Consider the following 12,993-nt stretch of genomic DNA (forward strand, 5'->3'; position numbering starts at 1 on the left):
AGCCTCGGGAGCATCATCCACATCAGTGTAAGGGGGTCATTGTTGGACGCCGATCACCCCGTTACGGGGTCAAAATTGCATGCCTGTTCACAGTCCGGACTACCGGCTGATCCAGTCCTTGATCCACGTTCACCACACGCCTTGGGGCAGCGTGCAGCGGTTCCATTTCGGCCTGTTCAAGAAGAACTGATGATTTGAAAATTCGGTAGAATGCACAAGTTTCTCCGGTCAATAGACGTCAACGAGAAAACGAGCGGTTCAGGGCGCGCGCACATTCGGCGCGCTCCTCGGCGTCAGTAAGGTAATGGAACACCGCACGGTCGTGGCACACCGCACAGAGTCGGTCGGGCTCCCAGGCGGTGATGTCCGCCTCGATCCAAGTGACGCTTTCGCCCTGCGGTCCAAGGCCTTGCCTGCTGACGGCCAATGCAGCGCCGGAAACATCCAGCACGGCGAGACGCCCGAAACCCTCCGCGATCAACACATCGACCAGACGCGACGCACCGGCACCGTTGTCGATGAACGGCTCGCCCGGTTGCAGATGTGCGCTGACCAATTCTAGCGACACGGCGGGCGTTGCCTCGAACCAGATCGTTCGTCAGTTCGGCTTCCGACCGCGCGGCGTAGACCCCGTCCCAATGCTCCTGTCCGCCTGTCATCGTCCTGAAGCCCTCTTTGCCTTGCCCAGCTAATCCATTTTGCATGGCAGAACACGGGCTGCCGCTGCCGACGTTCTCGACAAAGCTCTTCCGCCCGATCTTTCAGGGTCGCGCCCGATGTCCACGGCGGGCGCAACGCTCCCAAAGGGATCGACGACCACACTTTGCTTGGCGCTCAGGGGTGCGACTACTAGCAGCCGGTTGGATTCCGCCAAGAGGGCGTCCATCGGTTTCCGACTTGACTTCAGCCGGACTCCGGATCCACCGTGGAACCCATCACCTGAGCCGCTCGATCGCCAACGATCATTGGCCCTTGGACACGTCTGCCGGACTCCGGCTTCCGGGTGGCTTCCCAAAAAACCGGTCCTGACGCTGGCGATGTCCCGCGCTGCGCCCTCCCGTATACGTAAGCGCCCGGAAAGGAACCAGAAACTCCCCGGGCAGGCCTTGGACCCCAGATGGACCCCGGCGCAGATTCCGGGGTCCACAGAGAGTCCGGTCACGGGTCCGGCGCCTCGGGTTCACGGTGTCGCGGCCCATACAGCTTCTTGCCCAGCTGTCGGACCAGCTCCCGCTCTGGCCAGCTGAGGCGCTCATCGTCAATTGAGATGGCGAGCACGCCCTGATCGCGCCAACCGTCCCTTTTCACGCGGTCTGGGTCGCGGCGCTCGCCACCATAGCCCGGTGGATGCCAGCGCATGGTCTTCACGCGCTCCCCTCCCGCCGCTCTCTTTCCATCGTCGCGCGGGCCTGCTGGGCCCGGCGACGGTCGCGGTCGTTGTCGAGGTCGATCCGGCTCTCGCCGGTCTCGGGATCGACATGGCTGCCTTCGCCATGGCGCGCCAAGGCGATGAGGGCGTTCCCGATCTTGCCATGTAGCGCGATCAGGGAACTCTGGTTGGAGACCGCGATGATCGGCGCAAGGTGGTGGGAAAGGAACGGCAGCCAGTCGGCGGGGTTCGGGACGACGACCTGCTCGGCGAAGGCCAGTGGGGTCTCGATCAGCACGAAGATGCCGTGGATCTCGCTCGGCCAGAACCGGATCTCGAGCGCACCGCCCAGCAAGCCCTCCTCGGTCAGCAGCGTGTATTCGCAGTTCCGACACGGCGCTGGACTTCGAGGTCCTGCCGCGCCGTTGAGTCGTGGAACGCACTCTCGTCTGGCTGGGCCGATACCGCCGCCTTTGAAAGGATTGGGAAAAATCCATCGCCAGCCCAGAGGCATGGATCACCATCGCCACATTCCACATGTCACACACCATATCGCAAGGGATTGATACTGATCAGATAGTTTTGAATCAAACTCTGAGGCAGAGGCCGTCCGTCGCGTCCCGGCCCCAATCCCAACGGACTATACGGTTTCGTGAACCTTGGCCGACTTGGGAGACGCGTTTATGGTGTCCATGACGGTGCCCTCTTCGGCGAGATGGCCACCTTTCATCACAAGAACCCTGTCACAGAAATGTTCGACAAGCGCCCGGTCATGGCTGATGAACAGGATCGCAAGGTTGCGCCGTTCCTGCAGGTCGGACAGCACGTTCAGGACCTGCGCCTGCGACGACACATCCAGCGCCGAGGTGATTTCATCGCAGATCAGGCAATCGGGCTCCAGCGCCAGGGCGCGGGCGATGGTCACGCGCTGCAACTGCCCGCCCGACAGCTCTGCCGGAAAACGTCGTGCGATATCGGCGGGCAAACCCACCTCGGCCAGCATCGGCTCAAGCGCGCCGACGGGCAATCCGTGGATGCGCTGCGGTTCCAGAAGCGACTGGCCGATGGTGCGGCGCGGGTTCAGGGCACCTGAGGCATCCTGGAACACATATTGCATGTTGCGCCGGTCCGAAGCGGTGCGGCGGCCGCTGGCGGCCAGCTCCAGTCCGTTGATGTGGATCTCACCCGATTGCGCCGCGACAAGCCCGACAAGGGCGCGGCCAAGGGTGCTCTTGCCGCTGCCGCTGGCCCCGACAAGGCCCAGGCTGCTGCCGGCCCGCAACTCCAGCGACACGCCTTGCAATGCCAGATGCCCCAGCCGCAGCAACCCGCGACCTGGGTATTTCACCATCAGGTCGCGCACCGAAACGACGGTGTCCCCTGGTGTGGTGGGCCGCCTCGGGCCGGGAACGGTGCCGCTGCGGATCATGTCGAGGGTCATCAGCCGCGCCCGTGGCGGGCCGCCGGTGCCGGGCGTGCATGCGATCAGCGCCTTGGTGTAATCCTGTTGCGGATTCTGCAGGATCTGGCCCGTGCTGCCGAACTCGACCACCTGCCCGTCGCGCATGACCACGATGTCTTGCGCCAGCCGCGACACCACCGCCAGATCGTGCGAGATGAACAAAAGAGCCATCCCCCGGCGCGCCCGCAGATCAGCCAGAAGCGCGATGATCTGATCCGCCACGTCGCTGTCCAGCGCCGTTGTGGGTTCGTCGGCAACCAGAAGATCGGGGTCACCCGCCAGCGCCAGCGCGATCATGCAGCGCTGCTGCTGACCGCCCGACAATTCATGCGGATAGCGCCCGGCGATCTCGGGCACCTGCGCCAGACCGACCTCGTCCAGCAGGGCCACAACCTTGGCACTGGCGACGGCCCGTTCGGCCCCGGCAGCGCGGGCCGCCTCGCGGATCTGTTCGCCCACGGGCATCAGCGGGTTCATCGACCCGGCCGGGTCCTGAAACACCGCCCCGATCCGGCGGCCGCGCAGTGCCCGCATCTCGCGTTCCGGCATTGCCAAAAGGTCGTACCCGTCGAACCGGGCCTCTCCGCCCACGATCAGCGGCGTTCCCGGCGGGCCTAGGCCCAAGATCGACATCGCCGTCATCGTCTTGCCCGACCCGGATTCGCCCACGATCGCAAGGGTGCGACCGGCGAACAGGTCAAGCGAGATACCGCGCACGACAGGCGTGGCGCCGCCGGACGTGCGGATCGAAACCGTCAGGTCGCGAAGATGAAGCAAGGCAGTTGAGGTCATCGTCCTATCCTCGGATCAAGGGCGCGTTGCACAAGGTCGCTGATCAGGTTGGCGATCACCACGGTCAGGCCCAGCCAGATGACCACCGCCTGAACCACCGGATAGTCGCGGCCCTGGATGGCCTGCAATGTCAGGGTGCCCAGACCCGGCAGACCGAAGACCACCTCCATCGTGATGGCCCCGGTCAGCGCGCCCGCAAGCAGAATGCCGAACAGCGCGACAACTACGGTCAGGGCGTTGGGCAGGATGTGGCGTAGCACGATCCGCCACCGCGACAGCCCCTTGGCGCGCGCGGTGCGCACGAAGGCGGCCCGCTCGGTGTCAACCATGTCCTCGTGCAGCATCTTGGCCAGAGTGCCCGCCGTATCCATGCCGAGGATGATCGCCGGCACCATGATGTTGCCGATCGCGGGGATCCAGCCCAGCCAGACCGCGAACACGATCACCGAAAGGATACCGATGGAAAACGTCGGCACGACTATCGACCACAGCGTGATGAACTGCACCAGTCCGACGAAAAGCGGTTTCTGAAACACACAGGCCAGAACCGGCAGCCCGATGCCCAGCGTCAGACCGATGGCCAGCGCCGATGCCCCGAGGATCAGCGTCGGGGCCATCGCGACCCGCAATAGATCGAGGATTGGCGTGCCATAGCGCAGCGAGGCACCAAAATCGCCCCCAGCCACCATCCCCAGCCAGGCCGTGAACTGTTGCCACCAGCCCACATCCAGCCCGAGGCTTTCTCGCATGGCGTCCTGCTGGCCATAGGTCAGGGTGCCCTCGATCCCCATCACGTCGACGATGTCGCCGGGGATCATGCGGATCAGAAAAAAGCTGAACACTATAATCCCCGCCGCGATCATCAAGGATCGAAAGATATCGGCCCCGATGGGGACAAGCGTCTGAACCAGTCGGTCGTTCACACTGCAATCCTTCTTCTATCCGGGTCAAACCCCCGCCGCATCGCGTCTCCGACAAGGGCCATGCCGAACGTCGCCACGCTCAACGCGAGGATCGGGGCCAGCACAGCATGTGGGGCGGCTTCGGTATTTTGGGTGGCATTGGCGATCATCCGCCCCCAGGTCGGGGTTTCGGGCGACACGCCAAGCCCGAGAAAGCTCATCACCGATTCAAGCACGATGCATCGCGGCAGGATGATCGCGAATTGCGTCACCAGCGCGCCGATGATGTTGGGAAGCACATGCACCACAGTCACCCGGATCCGCGACGCGCCCAGCACCTGAGCAGCCGCCACATAGGGCCGGGCCATCTGCTGGCGCCATGTCGCGCGTGTGATCATCGCGAACATCGGCGAGAACGACACGCCAAGTGCCAACATCACCGATGTCGCCCCGGGTTCGAAGGCCGCGACAAAGGCCAACGCGAAAAGGATGCCGGGCAGCGCCCGGATCAGATCGAAGAACGAGAACACCCCGGTTTCCGCGATCCGGCCGAACGACAGGGCCACAAGCGACAGGGCCGCCCCGATCCCCAGAGCGATCAGCGCAGCGCCCGCCCCGAACATCAGGCTCAGCCGGGTCCCCGCGATCAGCCGCGACAACACATCATGGCCCTGATCGTCGGTGCCCAGCCAATGATCCGCACTGGGGCTTTCGTCCATGCGGATGCTGAATTGATAGGGATCATGCGGGGTCAGGAGTGGCCCCAGAAGGGCCACTCCGATCAACAGGACGACGATGGCCACCCCGACAGCCGTCAACGGCGGGATGCGATTACGCCGGAGCGCCGCAAATGGGGCAAGGGTCAGGGACATCGTCTTCTCCGCCTCAGGCCCCGGTATCCATCCAGGCTTCGGCAATTCCGCCGTCAACCCGGTGGGTGGAGGTGTTGAAGGCAACAGTGAAATCCTTCACCTCGGAGCGGATGCCGTAAGCCGCCGGGCTGTGGCCGATGACGATGGTATAGTAGCGGTCGGAAATCCGCTGCCATGCGTCGAGGTAGTGCTGGCGCCGCTCATCGGCACCGACCGAGGCCACCGCCGCATTGATCATGGCATCCAGTTCGGCGTCCTGCACACCGCCCCAGAGGCCGGGGTTCGGGCCATCGGTCATGAACCGCACGAACCGAAGGAACACGTCGTTGCGCGGCCCCGATCCACCGGGGAACACATCCCAGTCGTATTCCGACAACCGCCGCTGATAGCCAAGATCGTCATAGGCGCGGTTGTTCACGCCAAAGCCCAGCTGCTGAAGCGTCTGCGACACCGGCCCGGCCAGCCGGTTGTTCTGGGTCGACACCATCTCGAGGGTGAAGTCGCCCGGGTCGACCCCCTCTTCGGCGAGGATCGCCTTTGCACGGTCCATATCGGGGGCTTTGTGCGGATCGGCGTCGAACATCGCCTGATCGAAGTAGAAATTGCCCGGCACCACCATCTGGTTGCTGGCGACGGCGTATTTCCCGGCCAGGATCGTGCGCAGCGTCGGGATATCAAGCGCATGGGCCACCGCCTCGCGGACGCGCACGTTGTCGAAGGGCGGGCGTGCCACGCGATTGTTGAACGACAGGAAGTTCCAGCTTGTATCGGTCCGGAACATCACTTCGATTTCAGAGTTCTCTTCGAATTCCTCTACCTTGGTCAAAGGAATTGAGCTGGCATGGAAATCTCCTGCACGCAGGGCAAGCGAGGTGTCGGCCACTTCGCGCACGTCGAAGACGATTTCGTCGAGATAGGGCTTTTCGGCCATCCAGTAGCCATCAAAGCGCGCACCGCGCAGTTCGAGCTGCGGTGTCCATGTGTCGAAGGTGAAGGGGCCGGTGCCGACCGGCTGGGTGATCTGGCCGTCCCAGCCGGGCGATGCGGGCGACATGATCCAGGCTTCGGCGATCACGTTCAGGAACGGTGCGAACGGCGTCGACAGGCGGATCACGAAGGTGGCATCGTCGGGGGCCGACATCTCTTCGACATTGGCGAGCGCGGAGGTGAGCCAGCCGCCCTGCACTTCGCGCTTGATCCGCTCGAAATTGGCGAGAACATCGCCTGCGGTCATCACGCGGCCATCGTGAAAGGTCACGCCCTGACGGATGGCAAAGGTATAGGTCTTGCCGTCCTCCGAAATCTCCCAGCTTTCGGCCAGCATGCCGCGCGGCTGCCCGTCGGCCGAGATCGAGGTCAGCGTTTCGACAAACGGATGGGTCAGGTTGATGGACCCGGTGTGCCGGTGAAAGTCGGCGGTATCGAGCGTGCCCCAGGCAAGCCGCATGGTGCCGCCGTGAGAGGGGGTGGCCTGGGCCATGGCCCGGCCGCCGGTCAGGATGGTGACCATCGCAGTGCTTGCGGCCAGGGTGGTCAGAAATGCACGTCTTTGCATGACAAAATTTCCTTGTCTGGGTTTGGTGGGTCAGTCGTGGGGCAGCGCCAGCCCGTCCATGCCGTCGCGCGGCTGGCCCAGGTGGCGCAGGATCGTGGGGGCGATGTCGATCAGGCGGGTGCGCCCGTGCTCGTTTGTGCCGGGGGCAAAACGGCCGCCGCCCGCAATCAGGAACGGGTGCCGCTCCCACCGGCCAAGGCCGCCGTGGCTGCCCCGTCCGACGGGCTTGCCGGGCTTGCTGTCCGAGGTGCAGACCCAGATCCGGCCGGACACACCGTTTTCGTTTTCCTGACTGTCGCGGGCCATGGAAAAGGCAATTGCCAATCCGTCGCCTTCGGCCTGCCCGACAGCGCGCATCGCGGCACCCGGAAACACCTCGCCCACATGCGGATGGGCCGTGAGAAAGGCGGTGATCTCATCCAGCCGTCCGACACCGTCGCCCGCCAGATAGATCAGGCCGCTGCCGCCCTGCGGGGCGACGGCGACCTCGGTCGAGTCCGGGCCGTCCTTCAGACCGGCGGCCACCAGTTCATCGCCGATGGCGACGTGGCCGATGACGGTTTCCTGTCCGTGATCGGAACACGCGATCAGCAGCACATCGTCGCCCGCCGCGCGCATCGCGTCGACACTGTCCCGCAACTTGCCGAAACAGGCATCGGCGGCGGCGACGCCGGCCAGATGCCGGGCCGACCCCAGCGCATCGGCATGCATCGAAAGATCGGGATCGGACAGCCACAAAACCCCCAGCGCCGAGCCATCCTCGCCGGTCATGCGATCACAAAACCAGTCGCACAGCGCCATGTCGCCCGCTGCGTCGTGGCTGACTATTGGCGCTTCGTCCGGGCCTAGCGGGCAGCGGCCCGGCCCGAACGACCCCACCCGGTGCACCACGTGGCCATGCCCGTCGGGGTCGTGGAAGTACGCCGCCCCCGGAGAGACATTCGACGCAATCAGCGCGCCACCCACAGGGGCAAGCCGTTCGGCCAGCGTCGGCACCTTGAGGGTCCGCCCGAAAGCCGCCCGTAGCGACCCGACAAAGGCCGGGTCGCCCACATCGTGGATGACCGTGCCCCCCGCACCGGGCAGTCCCATGGTGTTGCCGTGCAGACCGTGCGTGCCCGGCCAGCAGCCGGTCGCAATCGACGCGGCACTCGCGCGGGTGGCAGAGGGGAAATTGCCGGTGTGATTGTGAAACCGCCGGCCGGTTTCGGCAAAGCCCGCAAGGTTGGGGCACAGATCGGGGCGCAGGAAATCGTCCCGGTGTCCGTCGGCGACGAACAGGATGGCGCGGCGGGTCATGGGGTCACTCCGTTGATGGCGGCATCGAAAATGTCCCAGACGCGGGCGCCCTTCGACATGCGCGCAGCGATGTTCGGGACCAGCGGGTGCGACAGCAGGAACGGCACCTCCTGTTCGGCCAACCCGCCATGCGAGCGCAGCCGCGTGCCGATCAGTTGCGACAGGTCGTGATCCGCGCGGCAGGCCCCCAGCGCAAAGCCGGGCGCACCGATCACCGCAAGATCGCCCTCGGCAGCGGGCGGCATGTCAAAGCGCGCGGCGGCCTCTGCCCCGGTCAGCACCAGATCGACCCCGGCGGCACGGGCCAGCAGGTCGCGAGCCGCCCCTGCGTCGATGGCCGGATCGAACAGGTAGACCCGCACGAACCCGCCCAGCGAGCCGTGATGCCGCCCGAAGGGGTCGGTGATCGGGCAGATCACCCGCGTGGTGCCTTCCCCGAACCGCGCCTCAAGGATATCGCCAAGCCAGACCACGTTCGGCGTGCCGTCGGGCCGCGCCATGTCGGTCATGCCGTGGTCTGCGACAATGCCCACCACGGCGCCAAGCTCCACGAATTCCGCAACCCGCCGGTCAAGGGCGGCCATGAAGTCCAGCGCCTCGAAAGCGTTCGGGGCGTGCGCATGCTGCACAAAGTCCGACAGGGAGAGATACATCAGATCGGCGCGCCGCTGCCGCAACAGGCTCACGCCCGCGTCCAGAACGAACAGCGACAGATCCGCGGAATACTTGTCGGGCGCGGCGGCGGTAAAGGCGGGGCCGACCGCGCGTTGCAGCTCTTCGGCCCGTTCCGCCGACCCAGACAGCCCGTCAAGACCCCGCGACAGCGCCTTGCGCAGCTTGTCCTTGGCGGTGATCACCCCCACCCGCGCCCCGGCCTGCGACAAGGCGCCGGGGATCGTCTCGCCAATCATCCCGCTATCGTCGAGCATCATCACTTCGCTGCGGGTGGCACGGTCGAGCGTGTAATTACCCGATATCCCGTGCACGGACGGCGGCGCGCCGGTGACGATGGACAAGTTGTTGGGGTTGGTAAAGGTCGGCATCGCGGCCAGAGCCGCTCCGTCGAAGCCTGTGGCCTGGGTCGTCGCCCGCATCCGCGCCAGCGCCGGAGCCCGGCCCGCCGCGATCACCGCGTCGACATATTCCGGGCTGCACCCATCTGCACAGATCACCACGACCGGCCGCGGCCCAAGCGCATACCGTCGCCCGTTGACCGTCGCCGCGATCGGCGTCACGCGCGGGTCGCCGGCGGCAAAAGCCGGCATGGGTTCATGTCCTTTTTGCATAGATGCGTTACCCCTTCGATGACGCTGTGAGACCAGCCTGCGCACTTCATCTGCCAGGGCACTGCAAACACGAAGCGACAAAAATTCTCGGGGCCCGGAACAGATGGAACAAGAACTCGGAAAAATGCCTTCTTTCAAAAGCTTGACGGTCGTATCGGCAGTGGCCCGTCATCAAAGCTTCACGGCGGCGTCACGGGAACTACATGTGACACCCAGCGCCGTGAGCAAGCAGATCGCCCAGATCGAATCCTGGCTTGGCCTGACATTGTTCGACAGGCACGGCGGTGCCGCCCTGCCCCGACCCGAGGCCCGACAGCTTGCCGAAGCCATGGACAAGGCAAACGTTCTGTTGTCGGATGCTGTCGCCGCGATCCGTCCGACCCCGGCGCAGGGCGTTCTGCGGGTCGCGGCCCCGGCCACATTCGCCATGCGCTGGCTGATCCCGAGGTTATGGACCTTTTCGTCACGCTATCCTGCGGTGTCGGTGGACGTGATCCAGACCCACGCACGCGATGACCTGACGGCGATCAACTACGATGTGGCGATCCGGCAGCAGCCGCCGATCCCGCCCGAGACGCGATCAAGGCTGATTCTGTCCGACGCCTTGGGTCTTGTCATGTCGCCCGCATTGGTGCGCTCGCGGCGCCCCGGTTCGGCGGACCTGTCGCGGGTGATGTTTCTCGAATCCGAAAGCCGCCCCGGCGAACTGGACCGTTGGCTCCACCTTTCGGGAAAAGCAAACAAATCAGGTGCCAGGCGACGACGCTTTCCCCATTTCTACATCGCGCTCGAGGCGGCGATGTCAGGCGAAGGCGCGCTTGTCGCTCCGGTGATTACCGTCGGCGATCTAATCACACGCGGCCTGCTATGCGAACCTTTTCAGAACCGCCGGATAGATGCGTGCCAGATCGTGGCCTTTGCCGCGCCGGGCCGCAGCACCGGCAACGCCACGACCGCCTTTCTCGATTGGCTTGAAGGCTCGGCGTCGCAAACGCCATGACTCCCGAGCGCGGCAGGATGGCGCCGGATCCCGAGCTGAACTGCGGCGCGCCTGAAGTGCCCCGACATTCGTAGCTCGGTCCGCCGAAGCGCCGACGAGGTGCATGGCATTCTGCGCGCCCGGTCACGCACGATGCCGAAAGCCACATCGTAGCGGCGACGGCTGTTGGCCTAGCTGGCGTTGCGTTCTTCGACGCCCGAGGCAAGCTCGACGATCTGGGTGCGCCGTTCCGGTCCTCCGCGCGCGCCCCGGCTGATATTGTCTGGAAACCGGACCTCGTGAAACGCCATCACATGCCCCTCCGCCCGAGCGACACGGCGCGAGCGATGTCTGCCGCGACCTGAGTCCGGGATTGCCGGAAGCTCTCGGCGTCACGGACCATGATGGTCACGTTCACACCGCCGCCTCCGCCATAGGATTGCGCCTCACGCCGCGACAGTACGCGTTCGCCCCGCTGCAGGATTGCGGGCACCTCATCGTGGCGGAGCCCTGCAACGCCGCCGGAATGCATCCGAGGTGCGGCCGCGAAGGCCATCTCGGGGACCATCCGACCTGGCGCAGAGGCCCCTACCATGCCGCCTGCATGCAAGATGTTCGCGAAGATACCGCCCGCACCGCCAAGCGCGCCGGAAAGCGCATTGGCGATCGGCCCGAGGATGAACCTCCGCGCCGCCAGCTTGGCGAGATCGGCCAACAGCGAGGTGACCAGACCGCGGAAGTCCAGCTTGCCGGTCTAAACGAACTCGCCGACGGCGTTCTCGGCCGACTGAAACGCGCTGACTAGGCTTCGGCCAATATCGCCGCCGATGTCGCGCGCCTTGCTGGCATAGTCGCTGAGCGCAGCCGTGACCGCCTGCCAGCCGGTGACGGCGGCTTCGGTATCGGGTTCGGCGGTAGCGGCAGCAGCCCCGGCCGCAGCACGTGCACCCGTGGCCGCCCGTCCGGCATCGCCAAGGGCGGTCTCCAGACGGTCCGCCGCGTCGGTCGCCTTAGTCAGCGCGTCTGCGCCACCCTCAATGCTGCCCTGCACAGCGTCACGCAAGGCCTGCCAGCTGGCGAGCGGCGCACGCGCGCCCTCGGCCAGGTCGCGTGCAGCCCCACGATAGGTGTTAGCGGTGGCAAGCGCTGTATTGGCCGCCGCGGTGAGCCCGAGGCAGTGAGCGGATTGTCCTTAAAAGCGCGATCAAAGGCGGATTGTGCGGCGCTGGTCGCAACCGTCGCGGCACCCTCGAAGCGGTTCTCGATCTGGCCCAATTCCAGATCGGGGATGATCGAAATGCGCCGTTCGGACCCAAGCGCTTCCAGCCCCTGGTTGATCCCGCCGATGAATGTGTTGATGCGCGAAACGACGCCATTCAGCATTGCCTCGACACCATCGATCAGGCTGTTGGCCACCTGAAACGCCAGATCACCGATGGCCGCCGGGAGCAGGCCCCAGATCGCCTTGATCGCCTCATAGGCCACCTGAAACGTGTTCGCGGCCGTGTTGCCAAAGGCGACGACGCTTTCAATCGCACTCTGCATGGCCGAGGCGGCATCAGCCTTCAGGTCAAAGAACATCGCCGTGGCCGCAGCGCCCGTCGCCGCAGCACCCATCTTGATGCGATCCCAGACCTCGACGGCGGGGTCTTTCAGGAGCGACATTGCCTCGCCAAACCCACCCGCACCCAACACAAGGCGGGTGATCGAGCGACGCATCAAGGCGGCGAAGTTCCCGGCCACCAAGAGCCTCGACAGCTTCGACTTCAAGGCAATCCCGAAGCTCAACAAGATGCAGGTGCTGGAATTCGCCAGCTGCGAATGGATCGAGCGGCGCGAGAATGTCATCGCCCGCGGGCTAAGCGGCACCGGCAAGACGCACGTTGCCCTTGGCCTCGGTTTGGTCGCTTGCCAGAAGGGGCTGCCTGTCCGCTTCATCACCGCAGCCACGCTGGTCAGTGAGTTGATGCAGGCCCGTGACGAGCGCCGTCTGCTCCGCCTGCAAAAGCAATTGGCCGCCGTCAAGCTGCTCATCATTGATGAATTGGGCTTTGTCCCGCTGTCCAAGACCGGGGCAGAGCTGCTGTTCGAACTGATCTCGCAGCGCTTCGAGCGCGGGTCCACGATGATCACCAGCAATCTGCGGCTTTGTTGCGCAAAGTCGGTAACGTCCGGAGTTCCCCTTTCCCCGGACGCAATTATCCCACAGGCTCTGTGACGGGTATGCCGAGCGCGGTGTAGCCGTTGAGCACGGCGGCGCGGATCTGAAGTTCGGCGACCTGACGATCGAAGTCGCGCGCCATGAGGCTCTGCCCCAGCAGCTTCACGCAATGCATCTTCGTCTCGGCGCGGCTTCGTCGGTGGTATCCGCTCCATTTTCTCCAGATGGCGCGGCCAAGGTATTTCGAAGCGCGCAGCGCCTCGTTCCGAGCGATAGCCCCTGCAGTCGATGGCTTCCACGGCTTGGCATTCTTGCG

12 protein-coding genes and 4 pseudogenes are annotated in these 12,993 nt (G+C 65.0%); 2 read left to right on the plus strand and 14 right to left on the minus strand.

What is annotated here, in order from left to right; translation table 11 throughout:
* Positions 1-238: 238 nt before the first annotated feature.
* The 9 genes from CHB90_RS23975 to phnA all read right to left on the minus strand — a co-directional run bounded on the left by CHB90_RS23975 (position 239) and on the right by phnA (position 9,516).
* The gene (locus tag CHB90_RS23975; RefSeq protein ID WP_089280267.1) at positions 239-568 is read right to left on the minus strand and encodes a class I SAM-dependent methyltransferase; all 330 of its coding nucleotides are present in this window, start codon (positions 566-568) and stop codon (positions 239-241) included.
* A gap of 590 nt (positions 569-1,158) precedes the next feature.
* Positions 1,159-1,359: a hypothetical protein gene (locus tag CHB90_RS23980; protein WP_089280277.1), complete on the minus strand. Its 201-nt coding sequence runs from the start codon at positions 1,357-1,359 to the stop codon at positions 1,159-1,161.
* Positions 1,360-1,364: 5 nt separating this feature from the next.
* Positions 1,365-1,724, minus strand: a complete 360-nt coding sequence (locus CHB90_RS23985; RefSeq protein WP_212591646.1) for a hypothetical protein — start codon at positions 1,722-1,724, stop codon at positions 1,365-1,367.
* A 285-nt stretch (positions 1,725-2,009) separates the two neighbouring features.
* The gene (gene nikE / locus CHB90_RS23990) at positions 2,010-3,623 is read right to left on the minus strand and encodes a nickel ABC transporter ATP-binding protein NikE (protein ID WP_089280268.1); all 1,614 of its coding nucleotides are present in this window, start codon (positions 3,621-3,623) and stop codon (positions 2,010-2,012) included.
* Complete coding sequence (locus tag CHB90_RS23995) at positions 3,620-4,546, minus strand: ABC transporter permease (RefSeq protein ID WP_089280269.1); 927 nt, start codon at positions 4,544-4,546, stop codon at positions 3,620-3,622. Before CHB90_RS23995 ends, nikE begins: the two co-directional genes overlap by 4 nt.
* The gene (locus CHB90_RS24000) at positions 4,543-5,397 is read right to left on the minus strand and encodes an ABC transporter permease (RefSeq protein WP_245823361.1); all 855 of its coding nucleotides are present in this window, start codon (positions 5,395-5,397) and stop codon (positions 4,543-4,545) included. Before CHB90_RS24000 ends, CHB90_RS23995 begins: the two co-directional genes overlap by 4 nt.
* Before the next feature lie 13 nt (positions 5,398-5,410).
* Positions 5,411-6,952 (minus strand): ABC transporter substrate-binding protein, encoded by a 1,542-nt coding sequence (locus CHB90_RS24005; RefSeq protein ID WP_245823362.1) that lies wholly within the window; start codon positions 6,950-6,952, stop codon positions 5,411-5,413.
* Between the two features lie 30 nt (positions 6,953-6,982).
* A complete protein-coding gene (locus CHB90_RS24010) occupies positions 6,983-8,251 on the minus strand; it encodes an alkaline phosphatase family protein (protein ID WP_089280270.1) in 1,269 nt (422 codons plus the stop codon).
* Positions 8,248-9,516, minus strand: a complete 1,269-nt coding sequence (gene phnA / locus CHB90_RS24015; RefSeq protein ID WP_089280271.1) for a phosphonoacetate hydrolase — start codon at positions 9,514-9,516, stop codon at positions 8,248-8,250. Before phnA ends, CHB90_RS24010 begins: the two co-directional genes overlap by 4 nt.
* Before the next feature lie 145 nt (positions 9,517-9,661).
* On the opposite strand from phnA, the gene CHB90_RS24020 reads away from it, so the two are divergent.
* The gene (locus tag CHB90_RS24020; protein WP_245823363.1) at positions 9,662-10,537 is read left to right on the plus strand and encodes a LysR substrate-binding domain-containing protein; all 876 of its coding nucleotides are present in this window, start codon (positions 9,662-9,664) and stop codon (positions 10,535-10,537) included.
* Positions 10,538-10,710: 173 nt separating this feature from the next.
* Here CHB90_RS24020 and CHB90_RS24025 read toward each other — a convergent pair.
* The 4 genes and pseudogenes from CHB90_RS24025 to CHB90_RS27625 form a co-directional block, all read right to left on the minus strand.
* Positions 10,711-10,827, minus strand: a pseudogene (locus CHB90_RS24025) (DUF2460 domain-containing protein); the annotation flags it as partial.
* Positions 10,827-11,231, minus strand: coding sequence for a hypothetical protein (locus CHB90_RS27615; protein WP_089280273.1), 405 nt, complete (start codon positions 11,229-11,231; stop codon positions 10,827-10,829). The pseudogene CHB90_RS24025 and the gene CHB90_RS27615, both read right to left, overlap by 1 nt.
* A gap of 6 nt (positions 11,232-11,237) precedes the next feature.
* Positions 11,238-11,567 (minus strand): annotated as a pseudogene (locus CHB90_RS27620) (phage tail tape measure C-terminal domain-containing protein); the annotation flags it as partial.
* Positions 11,531-12,235, minus strand: coding sequence for a hypothetical protein (locus tag CHB90_RS27625; protein WP_425426658.1), 705 nt, complete (start codon positions 12,233-12,235; stop codon positions 11,531-11,533). The gene CHB90_RS27625 and the pseudogene CHB90_RS27620, both read right to left, overlap by 37 nt.
* On the opposite strand from CHB90_RS27625, the pseudogene CHB90_RS24045 reads away from it, so the two are divergent.
* Positions 12,213-12,659 (plus strand): annotated as a pseudogene (locus CHB90_RS24045) (ATP-binding protein); the annotation flags it as partial. The gene CHB90_RS27625 and the pseudogene CHB90_RS24045 sit on opposite strands and share 23 nt — an antisense overlap.
* A gap of 55 nt (positions 12,660-12,714) precedes the next feature.
* Here CHB90_RS24045 and CHB90_RS24050 read toward each other — a convergent pair.
* Positions 12,715-12,993 (minus strand): annotated as a pseudogene (locus CHB90_RS24050) (IS5/IS1182 family transposase); the annotation flags it as partial.

It is taken from the genome of Antarctobacter heliothermus, assembly GCF_900188425.1.
Taxonomy (GTDB): Bacteria; Pseudomonadota; Alphaproteobacteria; order Rhodobacterales; family Rhodobacteraceae; genus Antarctobacter; species Antarctobacter heliothermus.

Excerpts from the sequence above, each read along its gene's own strand:
- phnA (WP_089280271.1), bottom strand. The coding sequence starts at position 9,516 with ATGCCGGCTTTTGCCGCCGGCGACCCGCGCGTGACGCCGATCGCGGCG.
- CHB90_RS23980 (WP_089280277.1), bottom strand. The coding sequence starts at position 1,359 with ATGCGCTGGCATCCACCGGGCTATGGTGGCGAGCGCCGCGACCCAGAC.
- nikE (WP_089280268.1), bottom strand. The coding sequence starts at position 3,623 with ATGACCTCAACTGCCTTGCTTCATCTTCGCGACCTGACGGTTTCGATC.
- CHB90_RS24020 (WP_245823363.1), top strand. The coding sequence starts at position 9,662 with ATGCCTTCTTTCAAAAGCTTGACGGTCGTATCGGCAGTGGCCCGTCAT.
- CHB90_RS27625 (WP_425426658.1), bottom strand. The coding sequence starts at position 12,235 with ATGCGTCGCTCGATCACCCGCCTTGTGTTGGGTGCGGGTGGGTTTGGC.
- CHB90_RS24000 (WP_245823361.1), bottom strand. The coding sequence starts at position 5,397 with ATGTCCCTGACCCTTGCCCCATTTGCGGCGCTCCGGCGTAATCGCATC.
- CHB90_RS24005 (WP_245823362.1), bottom strand. The coding sequence starts at position 6,952 with ATGCAAAGACGTGCATTTCTGACCACCCTGGCCGCAAGCACTGCGATG.
- CHB90_RS24010 (WP_089280270.1), bottom strand. The coding sequence starts at position 8,251 with ATGACCCGCCGCGCCATCCTGTTCGTCGCCGACGGACACCGGGACGAT.